This window comes from Nonomuraea basaltis (assembly GCF_005893125.1).
Classification (GTDB): domain Bacteria; phylum Actinomycetota; class Actinomycetes; order Streptosporangiales; family Streptosporangiaceae; genus Nonomuraea; species Nonomuraea basaltis.
In genome coordinates this window covers 35,966-53,112 of sequence record NZ_VCJS01000079.1, presented here as the reverse complement: position 1 = coordinate 53,112, position 17,147 = coordinate 35,966, and the positions used below count along the sequence as shown (strand labels likewise).

Sequence of the window (17,147 nt, the reverse complement as noted above, 5' to 3'; positions counted from 1 at the left end):
GACCCCCCATGACCGACCCCCACGGCATCGGGCTGACCCGGCGCACCTTCATCCAGGCCACGGGCGCCACCGCCGCCGCATACTCCCTGATCGGCACGATGGCCGGCGCCGCGAAGGCGGACGACAGACCCGAGGTCGCCGACCGGCTGGTGGTGTACCCCATCCCGAACGGGGTCCCGGCCAACACGAGTTTCTCCGTCAAGGCCCGTACCCCGAACGGCCAGTGGCAGCCGGTGCCCGTCCTTCGCGGCCTGACGAAGACCATCAACGAGAAGACGGGCGCCGGCATCGTCCGGAACACCTCGGTCGCCACCTTCGACTTCAACGGCACCGTGGAGGTCGAGGTCACGTCGTCCAAGGGCGCCATCGGCTCTGCGCGGATCCGCCCGCTGTCGTACGACATCAAGCACGAGGTGGCCGGCGACACCGTGCGCTTCACCCTGGGCGAGCCCCGCAACCTCTCCATCGAGATAGACGGGGAGATCTTCGACAACCTGCAGCTGCACGCCAACCCGATCGAGGCGCAGCGACCCGAGCCGGACGACCCCGCCGTCATCTACTTCGGCCCTGGCGTGCACACCGTCGCCGATAACGTGCTGATGGTGCCCAGCGGCAAGACGGTGTACCTGGCCGGCGGCGCGGTGCTGAAGGCGCGGGTGGAGTTCCGCAACGTCGAGAACGCCCGGCTGCTCGGCCGGGGCATCCTGTGGAACGCCGATGGCGGCATCACGGCGGCGTTCTCCAAGAACATCGAGATCGACGGCATTCTGGTGCTCAACCCGCGCAGCGGCTACGCCTGCACCATCGGCCAGTCCAAGCAGGTCACCGTCCGCAACCTGCACTCCTACAGCCACGGCCAGTGGGGCGACGGCATCGACGTGTTCAGCAGCGAGGACGTCCTGATCGACGGCGTCTTCATGCGCAACAGCGACGACTGCATCGCCATCTACGCCCACCGCTGGGACTACTACGGCGACACCCGCAACATCACCGTGCGCAACTCCATCCTCTGGGCCGATGTCGCGCACCCGGTGAACATGGGCACGCACGGCAACCCGGACAAGCCCGAGGTCATCGAAAACGTGGTGTTCAGCAACATCGACGTGCTCGACCACCGCGAGCCCCAGATCCTTTACCAGGGCTGCTTCGCCATGAACACCGGCGACAGCAACCTCATCCGCAACGTCCGCATCCAGGACGTACGGGTGGAGGACTTCCGCTGGGGCCAGCTGATCAACATGCGGGTCATGGCCAACCGGTACAACGCGTCCCCCGGCCGCGGCATTGAGGACGTGTACGTACGGAACCTCAAGTACGACGGCAAGAACGCCAATATGTCGGTCATCGTCGGCTACGACGCGGACCGCCCCGTCAAGAACGTCACCTTCCAGAACCTGGCGATCAATGGCACGGTCATCGCCGACACGATGCAGAAGCCCCGCTGGTACCTGACCCAGGACATGGTGCCGATGTTCGTCAACGAGCACGTGAAGGACCTGCGCTTCCTGGACTCCGCCACGGCCGCGGCCAAGATCTCCCCGGAGATCACCAGCGCGGGCGAGGCCGCGGCCACCGCGCGTCAGATCGTCAACCACCTGATCACCGCGACCGCGCTGCCGACGTCGTTCGGCGCCGACGGCCTGCCGGAGGGCCTCACGGTCGACAAGAACACCGGCCTGATCTCCGGGACCCCGCAGGTCCCCGGCACCTACACGGTCACCGTCTCGGCCACGAACGGCGTGGGCACGGCGACGAAGTCCCTCGCCATCACCGTGCGGCACCCCGCCTGAACCAAGGAGTCACCGTGCATCCCCTCAGCCGACGGTCGTTCCTCGGCGCGGCGGGGCTCGCGGCCGTGGCCGGGAGCGGGCTGCTGTCCGCTTCCGCCACGCCCGCGTGGGCCCTGAACGCGGAAGAGGCGTTCGCCTTCGCACATCCCGGACTCCTCCACTCCCGCGAGGACCTGGACCGGATGAAGTCCGCGGTCGCGGCAGGACGCGACCCGATCGCCGCCGGCTTCGCCGCGATGGCCGCCCACGCCCGCTCCCAGTACACCTACACCGTCCAGAACACCGGACAGATCACCACCTGGGGCCGCGGCCCCACCAACTTCGCGAACCAGGCCGTCGCCGACGCGGCCGCCGCGTACCAGAACGCCCTGATGTGGGCGATCACCGGCGACGTACGCCACGCCGACAAGGCCCGCGACATCCTGGACGCCTGGGCCACCTCCCTCACCGGCATCACCGGCGCGGACGGGCAGCTCGGCGCCGGACTCCAGGCTTTCAAGCTCGTCAACGCCGCCGAGATCCTCCGGCACAGCGGCTACGACGGCTGGGCCGAGGCGTCGGTGCAACGCTGCGTCCGCTCCTTCACCGACGTCTGGTACCCAGCGGCGTCCGGCTACTGCCTGTACGCCAACGGCAACTGGGACCTCGCCTCGCTCCGCACGATCCTCGCCATCGCGGTGTTCTGCGATGACCGGGTGATGTTCGAGGACGCCATACGGTTCGCGACGGTCGGCACCGGCAACGGCTCCGTACTGCACCGCATCGTCACGGCCGCCGGGCAAGGACAGGAGTCCGGCCGCGACCAGGCCCACGAGCAGCTCGCGGTCGGACTGCTCGCGGACGCGGCCCAGGTCGCCTGGCAGCAGGGCGTGGACCTCTTCGGCTTCGCCGACGACCGGATCCTCGCCAACTTCGAGTACTTCGCCCGCTACAACCTCGGCGACGACTCCGTACCGTTCACACCCGATCTCGACCGCACCGGCAAGTACATCAAGACGGCCGTCTCCAACCGGCAGCGCGGAGTGATCCGGCCGCTGTGGGAGATGGCGTACGCCCACTACGCGGGACGTCTCGGCAAGCCCGCGCCCCACACCGAGAAGGTGATCTTCCGGGGTGCGGGCGGGTCACGCGTGGTCGAGGGCTACAACGACGACCACCCGTCGTGGGGAACCCTCACCTTCGCCGGTACGGAGCGCGGATCGGGCCTGCCGGCCGGAGCGCCCACCGCCCCCGCCGGTGTGACGGCGGCATCCGGCGGCGCCGGGATCGACGTGACGTGGCCGGCGGTCGTCGGAGCCGAGACCTACGCGGTGTGGCGGAAGGAGCCGGAAGCCGACGCGTACACGCTGCTCGCGGACGGGCTCACCGCGACCTCGCACACCGACCGCACCGCGGCCGCGGGCCGTGCCTACGCGTACACGGTCGCGGCGGCCAACGGCCACGGAACCGGGCCCCGGTCGCTGCCCGTCGTGGCCGCCCAGGGACTGCCCGCTCCCTGGCGTACCGGCGACGTCGGTGCTGCCCGGCCGAAGGGCTCGACCAGGTACGACGGTGAGCGCATCACCATGGAGGCGGGCGGCACCGGGATCGCCGGGGACGCCGACTCCTTCCGCCTCGCCTGGCTGCCGCTGCCGGGGGACGGTGCCGTCACGGCGCGGATCGTGTTCCCGCTCAGCTCGCAGTACTCCCAGGTGGGCGTCATGGTGCGCGGCTCGCTGGACGCGGGCGCCCCGCACGCGGCGATGCTGCTGCAGGGTCTGCCGCTGCACGCCTGGAGCGGGGTGTGGACGGTGCGGGCCAAGCCGGGAGGCACCACGCACGGCACCGGCTCCCAGCCTGTGCCGCCGTCACAGCGCCCGGCGATCACCGCTAACGCCGCTTTCCCGATCTCCGAACTGGGGCCGCTGCCCGAGTCGGCGACGCCGCTGGAATCCCCCTATGTGGAAGCAGCGGGCGACGGCTACCGGCTGCGGATGCCGTACTGGGTGCGGATCACGCGCAAGGGAGCCCTCCTCACCGGGGAGATCTCACCGGACGGACACGAGTGGACCAAGGTGGGCTCGGACGAGCTGCCGCTGGGCGGGCACGCCCTGGTGGGACTCGCCTTCTCCTCGTGCCTGGGGGTCGCGGACGACTACGCGGAAACCGGCACAGCCTGCTTCGACAACGTCACGGTGGAGGCCGGCGGCGCCGGCTGGTCGGTCGCGCAGCCGCAGGGTGGCGTGAGCGAGGTGCAGGCGGCGGGCGACGGCTCCGCGGTCCGGCTCTCGTGGCGGGACGACGACCTGTCCGGGCGGTACACGGTGTGGCGCGGGGACACGGAGCGAGGCCCTTACCGGGTGCTGGCCACCGGCGTCGCCCCGGTCGGCTTCGGAACCCGCACCCGGTTCGTGGACGCCACCGGCGTGCCCGGCCACACGTACCACTACGTCGTCGCGCGCGGCAACACGGCCGGAACGGGGCCGCGTTCACGTCCGGTGAGCGCCCAGATGCCCCAGCCGTCCGCAGCGCCCGCACTGTCCGTCCCGAAGACCGCGTACGGCAACGCCGCCCGGCCGTTCCGCCTCGTCGTGCGCGCCACGGACGATCCCGTACGGTTCACGGCGACGGGGCTGCCCGGCGGGCTGAGCCTCGATCCCCGAACCGGTCTCATTTCCGGGACCCCCGCCGCGGCCGGGGAGCATTCCGTCCAGCTGACGGCGGAGAACGCGAGCGGCTCGGGAACGGCGGCACTCGCGCTGACCGTGGCCGCCGCCCCACCCGCCCCCTGGGCATACCGCGACCTCGGCGATGTCATCCACGACGAACGGCTCCTCGGCACGTACGGCGTGGTGATCGTCCGTACCCCCGGGATCACCCACCATGACAACGGGGTCTTCACCGTGCGCGGCGCGGGCGCCGACCTCAACGTCAACGGGCAGGGCGCCAGTGTCCAGTTCGCCTACGTGCCGCTGACCGGGTTGCCTGGTCAGGCGGGGATGGACGCCGAGTTCACGGCCCGGCTGACCCGGCCGACCGGCGAACCCGGCCGGGTCGGGGTGGTGATGGCGAAGTCACTCAATCCCTTCGACCTGATGGCCGGGGCGGTGGTGACCGCCGGTGGAAACGGCGTGTGCCAGTTGATCCGGCGTGCCAAGGTGGCCGGCAGCGCGCCCGCGGTGAACGGTCCGTCGTTCTCCGGAGCCCCGCTGTGGCTGCGGCTGCGGCGCACGGGCCTGGTCTTCACCGCCTCCGTGTCGGGCGACGGCGAGACCTGGACGGCAGTGGGCCAGGACACCCTGGCGGCCTTCGGCGACGCCCCGTACTACGCGGGCCTCGCCGTGACGTCCGGGAGCCCAGGCACCCTGGCCACCGCCGTGTTCGACCAGGTCACCTGGCGCACCTGAGGGACATCGGCGATCCCGTGCATCGCCATCCCCCGGACGGGGATGCACGGGATCAAACCCGGCTGGAGCGCTAGCAAGACTCGTCGGTCACTTGCCTGCGAAATTTTTCATCCGACACTAACTTGGCGCCGAAATCAAAGACTTGGTCGCTGCCGGCAAGCTGCTCCGATGCCTCGTCCAGCAGGATACCGCGGCCGACCGAAATACCACTCGACAATTGCACGCCGACCCGGCCACCCGACCCATCTCTAGTCCCGGCCGGAATGAGTCTTACTGTGGGAAGAAATGACCTTCTCGTCCGACGCATAAGGGGTGGCCTCAAGACCACCCCTTTCACTCTCTCGCGGCACCCAATCCACGAATGGATAGAACGCCACCCTCCAACACAGCCGAATAAATAATATTTCCCCATAAATGGGGATTACCCCAAAGACCATATCGCGCAATCGATAGGAAGACCAGCGCGACAGGGTACCTATTCCGATAATTATAGGGAATCGGAACACGATAAACTGGACCGTGTCTGCTACGTAGGGAACCTCCCCAGCGGGAGTCTCTGCGTAGAGCGCCTCAATAAACCAGTCGTCGAGAGCGCGGGAGAACATATGGCCGACTACCAACATGCCCGCAGCAGCGATCGCCACTGTAGCCAGTCGCAACGCTCTTCGCCTCGGCACAACTAGCCCTTTCAACATAATCCTTCCCATCGCGCCGGACGGCACTGCACGTGGTGGGCGCGCCATTCGACACGTCGACCTCTCCTCTCCCGCAAAGGAACAGCTGCCACGATTCCCTCCCATCGTGCTCGATCACCTGCGAGGCGGCCTCCCAGAAGTACAGCACGGACGCACTCTCCGTGCTCGCCGCGCCGCAATCCAGTGCGCGTGTTCTAGAGCCGGGCCGTACAGCGGACGCATTTGGCAGGCGGCACCGGCCGCACATCGCTCCAGCCCGCCTTCCTGACGATCTCGGCGCCCCAGGCAACGCCCTCGGGAGTCAGCCGTTGCCTCCCGAGCAATTGGCCAGTCCTGCGGTCGATCACGATCTCGCCCCACGTGGATTGGAGGGCCAGCCCGTCGAGCCCGAACGTCCCGGGAATGTCGTCGACTACCTTGCTGCCCGGCGCATTCGCCAGGTCATCAAGCGGCGGGGTCAACGACCTTGGAGCGCTCACCTGCCGCCGAATTCGTTTAAAGTTCAAGCGTGATGCGGTTCGGGGACAGGGCGGCGGAGTGAGCACAGCAGTCGGGACCGAGCAGGCCGCGGCGGACGATCGGCCGGCGCCGAAGCGGCGGCGCAGGCGATGGATGTCATGGACGGTCGTCGCACTACTGGCCCTCTGGGCCGCGATCAGGGTCGGGGGCCTGGAGCAGGGCTCGTTCGTCACCCAGCTGATGACCGCGACGCCGTACGGCGCGGCGCTCGCGGCGCTGACCGCCCTCCTGCTGATCAGGCGCAACCGCCCGGCCGCCCTCGTCGCCGCGCTGGCCTGCGTGACGATGGCCGCCTGTGTGCTGCCCAGGGTGATCGGCGCGGATCAGCCGGTCGCGAACGGCGCGCCGCTGCGGGTGCTGACGATCAACCTGTTCGGCCGGGGCGACGCCCAGACCGTGGTCGACCTGGTACGCGAGTACGACGTCGAAGTGCTCAGCACGCTGGAGCTGACCCCGGCCGAGGCCGAGCGGCTGGACGCGGCCGGGCTGAAGGAGCTCCTGCCGTACCGGGTGCTGCAGGCCGAGTCCGGCGCGACCGGCAGCGGCATCTACACCAAGCACCCGGTGACGGAGCTGACGGACCTGTTCACCCCGATCGGCCACAACATGCCCGCCGCGTCCATGGCGCTGCCCGGCGGGAGCGCGGTCGAGATCGTGGCCGTCCACCCCAACCCGCCGCTGGGCCGCATGGAGCAGGAGTGGAACACCGCCCTGGGCGCCCTGCCGCCGGCCTCCCCCTCGGCGGTCCGGGTGCTGGCCGGCGACTTCAACGCGAGCCTCGACCACAGCGCCTTCCGCGACCTGCTGAGCCGCGGCTACGTGGACGCGGCCGACCAGGCAGGGCGGGGCCTCACCCCGACCTGGCCTAACCTCCGGGCGATCCCGCCCGTCATCGCCATCGACCACATCGTGGCCGACGAGCGCGTGGCCGTGCGCCGGGTCGAGGTCGTGGACGTGCCCAGGACCGACCACCGCGGCGTCTTCGCCGAACTGCGCCTCCCCTAGATGGGGTGACCTCCGGTGGGCGGCCGCCCGCCCCCTGCGCGGGAGCGGGCGCCGTCGTGCGGCTGGGAAAGTGATCAGGCCACGTTCTCCTCGGCCTCGCGCTCCAGGGTTCTGAGATCGAACGCGCCCGACTTGACCGCCGTGGTGAACGCTTCCCAGTCGTGCCGGGGGACCTCGAGTATCGCGTCGGGGTTGTCGTCGTGTACGAGTTCCACGTGGTCGTTGATCCGCTTGGCCGCGACACGGCCGGCGTCATGAGTCATTGCCGCATTCCTTCCGGTGAACACTGCGGAGGTTCCCGCCCCGGCCATCCGTTCGCAGGAGGACCGGGGCGGTTGCGGGCAGCCTGCCATCCCGGCTGGGGCACCGGCCACCGGTTCCGGCGGGAGCGCGGGTGAGAAACCACCTACCCAGGCGTTGATCTGTTGCCCTCGGTGCAAGAATCCGGTTCACTCCCGGGCGAGCACGGCGGCCAGCGGGAGCCGCCTGGCCGGAGTCGTGGACACCGAGCCGACCTGGCAATCGTGGTCGGCGCCTAGAGATCAGCGGGCGAGGAGGGCGAAGCGGTGGGCGGTTGCTCTCAGCTGGTGGCCGCGTTCCATGTCCGCATGCAGGGTGCGCAGCCTGGCGTCGTACTTGCCGACGTCGAAGTCGGGCACCTGCCACGAAATTGAAGCCGGCGCGCGATCCCTTTTCCGTCACGCCGGCGGGCGGGGTGGGGTGCTTTCCCGGAGGACGACGTCCGCCGGGAGGCATACGTCGGCCGTCGCCTCGTCCGACAGCGCGAGGCGCATCGCGCTGAGTCCCGCCTCGCGCAGCGGCACCGCCACCGACGTGAGCGAGGGGACCACGTCCACCGCCGAGCCGATGTCGTCGAACCCCGCCACCCCGATGTCCCTCCCGGGCACCACCCCGGCGTCGCGGAAGGCCGTCATGGCGCCGATGGCCATCACGTCGTTGACCGCGAACACCGCCTCCACATCCTCGAACCCCCGCTCCACCAGCCGCCGCGCCGCGTCGTAGCCGCCGGCGCGGGTGAAGCCGGTCTCGATCGCGGCAGGCGCCGGAGCCCCGGACGAGCGCAGCGCGGCGGCGAAGCCGGAGTGCCGTTCGCGGGAGGTGCGGATCTCGGCGGGCGCGTGGAAGACCGCGAACCGCCGGTAGCCGGCGTCGAGCAGCGCCCGCGCCAGCCGCCCCGCGCCGTCGTGGTTGTCGATGGTGACGGTGCTGAACGGCAGGTCGCGCTGGCTGATCATGACGACCCGCCCGCCGGCGTTGCGGTACTCCGCCAGCTCCTCCACGAGTGCGTCCCGCGTGCCGGCGCCGTCGATGCGGCTCCCCGCGACGATGATGACGCGGGGCCGCTGACCGCGCAGCGTCTTGACGATCTCCAGCTCCCGCTCCGGCGACCCCTCGGCCACCGCCATGGTGACGATGAGCTGGGCGGCCTCCGCCGCCTGGGTGACCCCGGCGGCGATGGAGGAGAAGTATGGGTCGGCCACGTCGCGCACCACGAGCGCGACGGTCCTGGTCGAGCCCTTGGCGATCGCCTGCGCCGACAGGTGCGGCTCGTAGCCGAGCTTGACCGCCGCCGCCCGGACCCGGGAGGCGTTCTCCGACCGGACGTTGCGCACGCTGCCGTTGAGCGCGCGCGACGCCGTGGCGATGGAGACGCCTGCCTCCCGGGCGACGTCGTGCAGGGTCGGCGGGGAGGCAGGAGCCTGCGACGACCCGGTTTCCATACTGGTCATTTTGTCACCAGAATCTCCGGAGGATGCCCCGGCCTTCAGGCCGGGGAGGAATCCGGACTCGCGCGTGGCGGGGCGGGGAAAGACGAATCGCCGTCAGGGCGATTCGTCGATGGCCTGTGCGATGCGCTGCCTGCGGCCGGGTTTTGTCGGTGGCATTCTGTAGCGTGGTCGTCTCATCACCGACGGTTAGGAGGTGCAGGTGGCGACACCACAGGAGACGGAGGATGCCGGGCACGCCCGGTTCACCTACCGGCTCCGCGTGTCGTCCACCGCGCTCGCCGCCCTGCTTGCCGAGTGGGACCGGTGCCGCTGGGTGTGGAACCAGTGCGTCGCCGAGTCCAAGGCCGCGTACCTGCACAACAAGCAGCACCCCGATGGCAAGAAGACCTGCGGCCCGGCACAGCTGGACAAGATGCTGACCGGCTGGCGGGCTGAGCATGAATGGCTCGCCGCCGGGGCGTCGGTTCCGCAGCAGCAGATCATCCGCGACTTCGCCAAGTCCCGTGCCAAGGCACTGAAGGACATCAAAGACCGCCTGCCCATGCGGCAGCGGGCCGGGATGCCGAAGTTCAAGAAGAAGGATCTGGCCGACCCGACGCTGAACTACACCCGGCGCGGCTTCCGGATCAAGGGCGGGCGGCTGCACCTGGCGGGCGGGATCGTCTTGACGGTGGTGTGGTCGCGGGACCTCCCGGCCGACCCGTCCAGCGTCCGCATCTACCGCGACAGCCTCGGCCACTGGTACGCCTCGTTCGTCATCCCGGCCGAGATACAGCCGCTTGCCGAGGCGGGCCGGTCCATCGGCATCGACTGGGGCGTGAAAGAGGTCGCGACCACCACCAGCGACGACCACGACCTCCCGCACCCCGAGTACGGCAGGAAGACCGCCGCCAAGCTCGCGCACTACCAGCGCATGATGGCACGCAGAAAGCGGCCGAAGGGCCGGCCGGGCTCCAAGGGCTACCGCACGGCGAAGAGGCGGACCGCCAAGCTGCACAAGAAGGTCGCCCGCCAGCGCCAGGACACCGGCCGCAAGTGTGCGAAAAAGATCGTCAACGACTTCGACGCCCTGGCGGTGGAGGATTTCCGGCCGAAATTCCTGGCCAAGTCCACCATGGCGCGCAAAGCCGCCGACGGAGCCATCGGCGCCACCAAGCACGAGCTGATCAACATGGCGCGCAAGCACGGCCGTACCCTGCGGCTGGTGCATCCCGCGCACACCACCACCGAGTGTGCGCCGTGCGGAGCGAGAACCAAGCACGCACTCCCCCTTTCGGGCTCTTGGTGACGCCTGCCGTGTTCTCCAGCTCGGCCACGTACGTGTGGGTGCCCGCCGGCCGTCCCTTGAGGACGGTGGCGGCGCTCTGCGCGGCCGGAGTGGCGGCGTCGAGCTGCTGGGTGTCGACGAGCACGCCGTCCTCGTAGAGGCGGTAGACGGTGGCGTTCGTGCCCCACCACATGTTCATCCGGATCGTGTGATCGCCGTCGCCGTCCCAGTTGTCGGAGCTGAGCACGGGCTCGCCGGGGCCGGCGTCCTTGACCTCGACCTTCACCGACGCGGTGGCGCTGCGGCCGGCCTGGTTGAGCAGCTCGCCGGTGTAGGCGTAGGTGCCGTTCTTGCGGCCGGTGACGGCGACCGTCGCCTTCTGCGCGGACGGGGTGTCCGGCGTCAGGTCGCGCCTGGCGATCTCCTCGCCGTTCTCGTACAGGATGAAGGCGCTGGCGTTGACGCCGTACCAGAGGTTCATGGTCACGTCGTAGCTGCCGTCGTGCAGGCCGTTCTCCCAGCCGCTCGTCGTCGAGAGCGCGGCCCGCGCGGGCGGCGCGGTGGCGCCGTCCTGCGGCAGCTCCGGCTTCGGGCGCGTGACCTCGACCTTGTACGTCGCGTCCGCCGTCCCGTCCTCCGACACCACCTTGATCACGACCTCGGTGTCGCCGACCGGGATCGGGATCGCGGGCGACGTGGAACCGCTCGCGACCGAGTGGTCCTGGACCGTGATCGCCGACTTGGGGTTGAGCGCGGTGGGCGTGAACGCGACCCGGTCCCCCGGGATGGTCAGGGCGTATCCGAGCACGTCGGGGTCGAAGGCCGGGTCGAGCGTGCCCGCGCCGGGGACGAGGGCGGACAGGGTGGTGTCCTGGGCGAGCGCCCGCCGCTTGATCTGGAGGGTGTGGGTCTTGGCGGTGCCGTCCTCGGCGGTGACCACGATGCTCACGTCGGCGCCGGTGTCGCCGAGCGCGATACGCCGCGTGGCCTGGGCGCCGTCGGTACGCTCGCCGTCGATGGCCACCGACCTGGCGAACGGGCTGCGCGCCACGGCGGTCACCTCGACCTCGGCGACCCGCGTGGGGACGTCGAGCACCATGTCGGCGGGCGCGCCGTGGCTGGTGTCGACGCTGAGCAGGGCGGTGTCGTCGCGGGCCGGCCCCACGCCGTGGGAGACCCGGATGTCGTCGAGGTCGATGCCGCCGTAGTTGCTGCTGTTGGCGTAGTAGTCGATCTGCCCGATGCCGTCGATCGCGTTCCTGAAGGCGGCGCCCTCGAGCACGCGACGGCCGTCGATCAGCAGGTCGAAGCGCTGGTTGACGGTGTCGATCACGGCGGAGACGTGGTACCAGCGGCCCGGCTCGTACGCGGCCAGCGTCTTGGTGGTGGTGCCCGCGTAGGCGACGATCGTGTTCTTGGTGAAGGCCACGCTGACGGCGTTCTGCCCGGCCGAGCCCCTGATGTAGGGAACGGCCCACCAGTGGTTGCCGGAGGTGTAGGCCTGCTGGCTCATCACGTTCGCCTCCACGGTCACGATGCCCTTGAGCGGGGGCGTGAACGTCCGGGCGACACTGGTGCTGCCGCTGTTCGCCGTGCGGGTGAGCCGCACGCCCTTGTCGCCCGACGCCTCGACGACCTCGGCGCTCCCGCCCGCCGCGCTCACCGTGAGCCCGTCGCCGCTGGTCAGCGGCCCGGCCGGCAGGTCGTCGAAGTCGTGTACGGCCAGGTAGGACGGGATGGGGCGGATGAGGAGGAGCGAGCCGGCGTCGGTCGCCGTGGCCGGCTCGACGGTGAGACCTGACCTGGTCGCGGCCGTGTAGCCGCCCGCCTCGGCGCGGACGGCGTACCCCGCCCCGATGGGCACGCTCTCCACGGTGAAGCCGCCGTCGGTCCCGCTGGTGGCGGTGCCGAGCGCCTGGTCGCCGTCCTTGACGGTGACGGTCGCGCCGGGCAGCGGCTGGGCGGCCTGGTCCAGCACCCGGCCGGTGACCGAGCCGACCACGCTGGTCGAGGCCATGGTCAGGTGGGCGGTGGCGGCGTTGCCGAAGCGCACGTTCACCGCCTCGGTCGCGCTCTCGTATCCGTTCCTGGTGGCGGTGACCTCGACACCGTCGGCGAACGGGATGTTCTTGAGCGCGTACCTGCCGTCGGCGCCGGTGGTGGCCGTCACGCCCGCCCCAGTCAATGTCACGGTCACGGTCGCGCCGGTGATCGGGGCGCCTGACGGGGTGCGTACGGTGCCGATGACGGACTCGGCCGTCGCGCCCTCGGTGGTGACGTACTCGAAGGCGCCGATGTCGGGGCCGCCGTTGTAGAGCGGCGTGCCGGCGTAGTCGCGGCCGCCGTTCCCGGTGATCTCGGCTCCGGTGTCGATCGCCTGCGATCCGGAGGTGACGCGCAGGCCATGGGCCGTTTCGAGCTTGGGCCCGGTCTCCGGCGTGCCGTAGGGGCCGTCGACGGGGGCGGCGGCGAACTGCAGGTCCGCGACCACCGCGTCCTTGTCGGAGGCCGGCACCGCCAGGTCCGCGCCGCCGTACAGGTTGTGGCTGTAGGCGATGGTGGGGCTGGTCGTCAGCGTGGCGGGCCTGGTCGAGTAGAGGAGGTTGTTGGTGATGTCGTAGCGGGCTTCGAGGTAGCTGCCGTACCCGTAGATGAGGTACGCGGATTTGTCGTTGTAAATCGTGTTGTTGTAGACCTTCGCGGTGGCGGCCCGGTCGGAGTGCAGGTAGATCTGGTAGCGGGTGTTGCCTGCGATCACGTTGTTCCTGACGATGGCGTCGCCGAAGGCGAACTGGCACAGCAGCACGCCGTCGCCGTTGCCGTGCAGGTAGTTGTACTGGACGACCTGCCGCGTGGTGCCCTTGTCCGGGTCGATGCCGTTGGAGTCGGCGCCGCCGGCCTTCTGCTGCGTCTCGTACACCTCGTTGAACTGGAACGTCACGTCGTCGGCGTAGTACGTCTCGATGCCGGAGGTGCCGGTGCGGTAGACGACGTTGCGCTCGATGAGGGCGCCGCGCACGTTGGTGATGTACATGCCGTTGCACCCGTACGCCGTGCCGGCCTGGGTGACGTGGTTGTTCCTGATGACGATGTTCGTGTGCGGCGTGAACTTGGGATCGTCCGGGCTCTGCCGGGTGCCCCAGCCGGTGGGCTCGGCGATCGTCTGGCCCGCGTCGTTCTTGCCGTCCCCGGTGTACTGCTTGACGACGATGCCGGCGAACGACGTGTTGGCGACCGTGGAGTTCTGGATCACCACGTCGTTCAGCACGGTCGCCCGCTCCGGCGGCGCGTTGATGTCCGGCACGGTCGTGTCGAAGATGATGCCGCCGGTCTTCTTCGAGCCGTCCCAGCCGGTCTGGAACCGCACGCCCGGCGCGTTGTTCTCGATGCTGCCGCCGATCCAGTTGACCTGGCCGGTGACGTCGTGCACGTCCACGCCGTCGATGACGAAGCCGTCGAGGGTCTGGCCGTTGTCGCCGGAGACGTGGATGCCGCGCAGGTCGCGCAGGTTCTCGCCGGGGGTCCCGGTGGCCGGGACCTCGTTGGTGACCTCCAGGTTGCGGATCGTCCAGTGCTCCTGGTTGAACAGCCGGACGGCGTCGCCGACCTGGCCGGCGCCGTCGATGCGAGGCTTGCCGCCGTCGCCGTACCGGTCGACGGTGATGGGGGCGCCGCTCTCGCCGGAGCCCTTGGGCCAGAGCCGGCCGTTCCACCGCTGGCCGGCGCGGAGCAGGATGCGGTCACCTGGGCCGAACGTGGTGGCGTTCACCTTGGCCAGGCTCTGCCAGGGGTGCTCCGCGTCGACACCGGAGGCCGCGTCGTCGCCCGCGGTGGCGTCGACGTAGTAGGTCGTGCCCGCCTGCGCGGCGGCGGGGCGGGCGGGCAGAGCGGGCAGAGCGAGGGCCGCGACCATGGCGGCGGCCGTCATCATGCGCAAGAGGATGATCGGGCGGACAAGGGGCATCGCCGCGCTCCTAGGTGGGGGGTGTGAAGGCCGATCAGTGCACGATGGGGTGGGCGACGTCGTGGGCGCGCAGGTGGCCGCACATACCCCACCGCTCTTCCTGCGGGCTCTCCATCAGCGCGGACCGCATCAGATGGGCGCCGTCGCCGCGGCCGAGGGCGTCGAGGATCTCGGCGGTACGGCGGGTCTCCTGGGCGACCGTGCCCTCCCAGATGTCGCGCCAGCCCGCCGCCTTGGGCCGTACGAGCGCGACGGCACTGTCGTAGAGGCGCTCGAGCGGGCCCGTGTCGCCGTCACGCAGCGCGTCCGCTATCCGCAGGAACCCCTCCACGGCCAGCTCGCGCCGCCGGACGACGGCCTCCTCGATGTCCACGACGGGCCCCTTGATCGGCAGGGTCGCGGCCGCCCGGTAGCGCTCGGGGTCGGCCACGATCTCGGGCGGGAACGTCATGACCGCGTCCCCTGCCTCCGGCAGCCCGGCGTTCGACATGACGACCACGACCTCCAGGCCGCCGCGGTTGATCGCGCGGTGGATGGTGCCCGGCGTGAACCACACGGTCGAGCCGGCGGTCAGCTCGATCTCCCTGAAGCCGCTCGCGTCCAGGGTCTGCAGCGCGCCGCGCCCGCCGACGACGACGTACGCCTCGGTGGAGGCGGTGTGCAGGTGCGGCGTGCCGCCCTCGAGGCCGTCGGCGCACGCCCCCGTGTAGACGGTCAGCCGGCTGACCGACGTGCCGCCGGGGAACGTCATGCCAGCGCCGCCCGTCCCTGCTTGGCCAGCAGCGCCGTGCCGTCCTCGCCGCGGTCGCCGTCGGCGATCACGACCGCGTACCGGAAGCGGAGCGTCTCACCGTCCGGCAGCGGCACCTCCTCGCTGAAGAACGGCGCCGGGCACAGGCAGGCGAAGTCCTCGCTGCGCGCGAACCACTGCGGCGGGTGCTGCGGGTTCGCGGCGTCGTCGACCATGACGACCGTCGAGTGGTCGCCGGTCTCGTCGTGCCTGCCGCGGAAGCCGAACCACTCCGCCCGCGTGCCGCGCAGCTCGTCGCCGCCCGCGCCGGCAGGCGACTGGATGACGCCCCCGGTAAACGACCTGGGGCCGCGCCAGAACAGGCCGCCGTAGCCGGCGTTCTCGCGGCCCTTCGTGGTCGGGGAGCCGAAGTCGAGCGTGCCGCCCGACACGTTCGTCATGGCCGTGTCGAACACCAGCGCCCAGGTCGCCCCGTCCAGGACGGTCGCGGCCAGGGAGCGGCGCTCCTCGATGACCGGGGCGCCGGCCTGCGAGGTCCAGTCGAGCGTGTGCCCGATCTCGACGCGGTCGCCCTCGGCGGTCAGCGTGGTCATCTCGCGGTGCGTGGCGCTGCCGTTGTTCTCCAGCTGCACGTAGAACTTGCCGTGCACGTACGTCGGCCCGCCCCAGAAGTTGTGCTCCCCCACGTGCGGCAGCGACCAGGCGATGCCCTTGTGCCAGACGTGGTCGTGCGGCCGGAACAGCGACACCAGCCGGCCGCCGACGGTGCGGATCGGGTGCAGGTACGGCTTCGGCGACTCCAGCACAGGCGTGTCCGGGCTGTAGACGTAGCTGAACAGCTCGACGTCGCCCGCCGACACGGTGACCGACCGGCCGAGTGCGTGGTTGGCCTGCAGGGTCACTTGTCTCTCACCTTTTCCCATGGGGCGCCCATGCCCTCCATCGTCTGGGCGAACGGGCTGTCGGCAGTGATCTGTCCACTTCGCACGCGCTCGCCGGTGAAGGCGGAGGCGTACAGGGCGGCGATGAACTCCATCGTCCGCCTGGCGTCCCCGGCGGTCACCGGGGGCGCCTGGCCCTGGTCGAGGGCGTCGAGCACGGCGGCGAGCCAGCCGTCGTGGCCGCTCGGCACGGTGCTGTGCCCCTGCGCCCACAGGTCCGACACTTTCTCGTGCCCAGGCGCCGGGGTGATCGTCCAGTCGTCGTCGGTGTAGCCGTACAGGTGCTCCACCTCGACCGTGGCGTGCTCGTAGTCGAACCGCAGCTCGGAGGTCTGCCGCGGCGACACCACCGAGTTCACGACGGTGGCGACGGCGCCGCTCTCGAACGTCACCAGCGCCATCGACACGTCCTCGGTGTCCACGGGGCGGGCCTGGCGGGCGGCCACCGCCGTCACCTCCCGCCACGGCCCGAGGACAGAAAAGAGCAGGTCGAACTGGTGGATGCCGTGTCCCATCGTCGGGCCGCCGCCCTCGGACGCCCAGGTGCCGCGCCACGGGACCGCGTAGTAGGCCTCGTCGCGGTACCACTGGGTGACGCAGGTCGCCAGCAGCGGGCGGCCCAGGGCGCCGGCGTCCTGGAGGCGGCGCAGGCGCAGCGCGCCCGTGCCGAAGCGGTGCTGCAGGACGGTCGCGACGTGCGCCGTCGAGCGGCGCTCCGCCTCGATCAGGGTGTCGAACTCGGCCAGGGAGAGCGTCGGCGGCTTCTCCACCAGCGCCGTCACCCCCGCCTCCAGGCATTCGACGGCCTGCGGCGCGTGCAGCCGCGGCGGGGTGCACAGGTGGACGACGTCCACCTGCTCCTCCCGCAGCAGCTCGGCCAGGCCGGCGTGGGCGCCGGGGACGTTCCACGTCTCCGCGAACTCCTTGGCCCGGCCGAGGTCCACGTCGGCCACGGCGACGAGGGACGCCCTGCCGCCGGAGTCGGCGATGGCGCGGGCATGGGCGGTGGCGATCCCACCGGTGCCGACGATCGCGGCCCGGTAGTTCCGTTGAGACAAGTCATAACTCCTGGGTGGAA

General features: G+C 70.5%; 10 protein-coding genes and 1 pseudogene. 4 read left to right on the top strand and 7 right to left on the bottom strand.

The annotated features are described in order from the left end of the window. Both EJK15_RS32495 and EJK15_RS32490 read left to right on the top strand, forming a co-directional pair. On the top strand, positions 1-1,790 hold a 1,790-nt coding region (locus tag EJK15_RS32495), incomplete at its 5' end, for an Ig domain-containing protein (RefSeq protein WP_206061226.1). 14 nt (positions 1,791-1,804) lie between these two features. Next, a complete protein-coding gene (locus EJK15_RS32490) occupies positions 1,805-5,176 on the top strand; it encodes a putative Ig domain-containing protein (RefSeq protein WP_138714292.1) in 3,372 nt (1,123 codons plus the stop codon). Positions 5,177-6,065: 889 nt separating this feature from the next. Here EJK15_RS32490 and EJK15_RS32485 read toward each other — a convergent pair. Beyond that, positions 6,066-6,332: a hypothetical protein gene (locus tag EJK15_RS32485; protein WP_138714291.1), complete on the bottom strand. Its 267-nt coding sequence runs from the start codon at positions 6,330-6,332 to the stop codon at positions 6,066-6,068. 76 nt (positions 6,333-6,408) lie between these two features. Between EJK15_RS32485 and EJK15_RS32480 the strand changes: the two genes are divergently transcribed. After that, entirely contained in the window at positions 6,409-7,395 is a 987-nt protein-coding gene (locus tag EJK15_RS32480) for an endonuclease/exonuclease/phosphatase family protein (protein WP_240777363.1), read from the top strand. 74 nt (positions 7,396-7,469) lie between these two features. Here the strand turns inward: EJK15_RS32480 and EJK15_RS32475 are convergent, their stop codons facing one another. Continuing rightward, complete coding sequence (locus EJK15_RS32475) at positions 7,470-7,658, bottom strand: hypothetical protein (protein ID WP_138714290.1); 189 nt, start codon at positions 7,656-7,658, stop codon at positions 7,470-7,472. A gap of 435 nt (positions 7,659-8,093) precedes the next feature. Next, entirely contained in the window at positions 8,094-9,146 is a 1,053-nt protein-coding gene (locus EJK15_RS32470; protein ID WP_206061225.1) for a LacI family DNA-binding transcriptional regulator, read from the bottom strand. Positions 9,147-9,345: 199 nt separating this feature from the next. Here EJK15_RS32470 and EJK15_RS32465 point away from each other — a divergent pair, with 199 nt between their 5' ends. After that, a complete protein-coding gene (locus tag EJK15_RS32465) occupies positions 9,346-10,434 on the top strand; it encodes an RNA-guided endonuclease InsQ/TnpB family protein (RefSeq protein WP_240777362.1) in 1,089 nt (362 codons plus the stop codon). A 580-nt stretch (positions 10,435-11,014) separates the two neighbouring features. Here EJK15_RS32465 and EJK15_RS32460 read toward each other — a convergent pair. From EJK15_RS32460 to EJK15_RS32445, 4 genes and pseudogenes are all read right to left on the bottom strand, one after another. Then, positions 11,015-14,326 (bottom strand): annotated as a pseudogene (locus EJK15_RS32460) (carboxypeptidase regulatory-like domain-containing protein); the annotation flags it as partial. A gap of 85 nt (positions 14,327-14,411) precedes the next feature. After that, positions 14,412-15,128: a cupin domain-containing protein gene (locus EJK15_RS32455; protein WP_138714288.1), complete on the bottom strand. Its 717-nt coding sequence runs from the start codon at positions 15,126-15,128 to the stop codon at positions 14,412-14,414. Continuing rightward, positions 15,125-16,030, bottom strand: a complete 906-nt coding sequence (locus EJK15_RS32450; RefSeq protein ID WP_206061224.1) for a DUF6807 domain-containing protein — start codon at positions 16,028-16,030, stop codon at positions 15,125-15,127. The genes EJK15_RS32455 and EJK15_RS32450 overlap by 4 nt, the downstream gene beginning before the upstream one ends. Beyond that, positions 16,027-17,127, bottom strand: a complete 1,101-nt coding sequence (locus EJK15_RS32445) for a Gfo/Idh/MocA family protein (RefSeq protein ID WP_138714286.1) — start codon at positions 17,125-17,127, stop codon at positions 16,027-16,029. The genes EJK15_RS32450 and EJK15_RS32445 overlap by 4 nt, the downstream gene beginning before the upstream one ends. Positions 17,128-17,147 lie beyond the last annotated feature (20 nt).

Excerpts from the sequence above, each read along its gene's own strand:
- EJK15_RS32455 (WP_138714288.1), bottom strand. The coding sequence starts at position 15,128 with ATGACGTTCCCCGGCGGCACGTCGGTCAGCCGGCTGACCGTCTACACG.
- EJK15_RS32475 (WP_138714290.1), bottom strand. The coding sequence starts at position 7,658 with ATGACTCATGACGCCGGCCGTGTCGCGGCCAAGCGGATCAACGACCAC.
- EJK15_RS32470 (WP_206061225.1), bottom strand. The coding sequence starts at position 9,146 with ATGACCAGTATGGAAACCGGGTCGTCGCAGGCTCCTGCCTCCCCGCCG.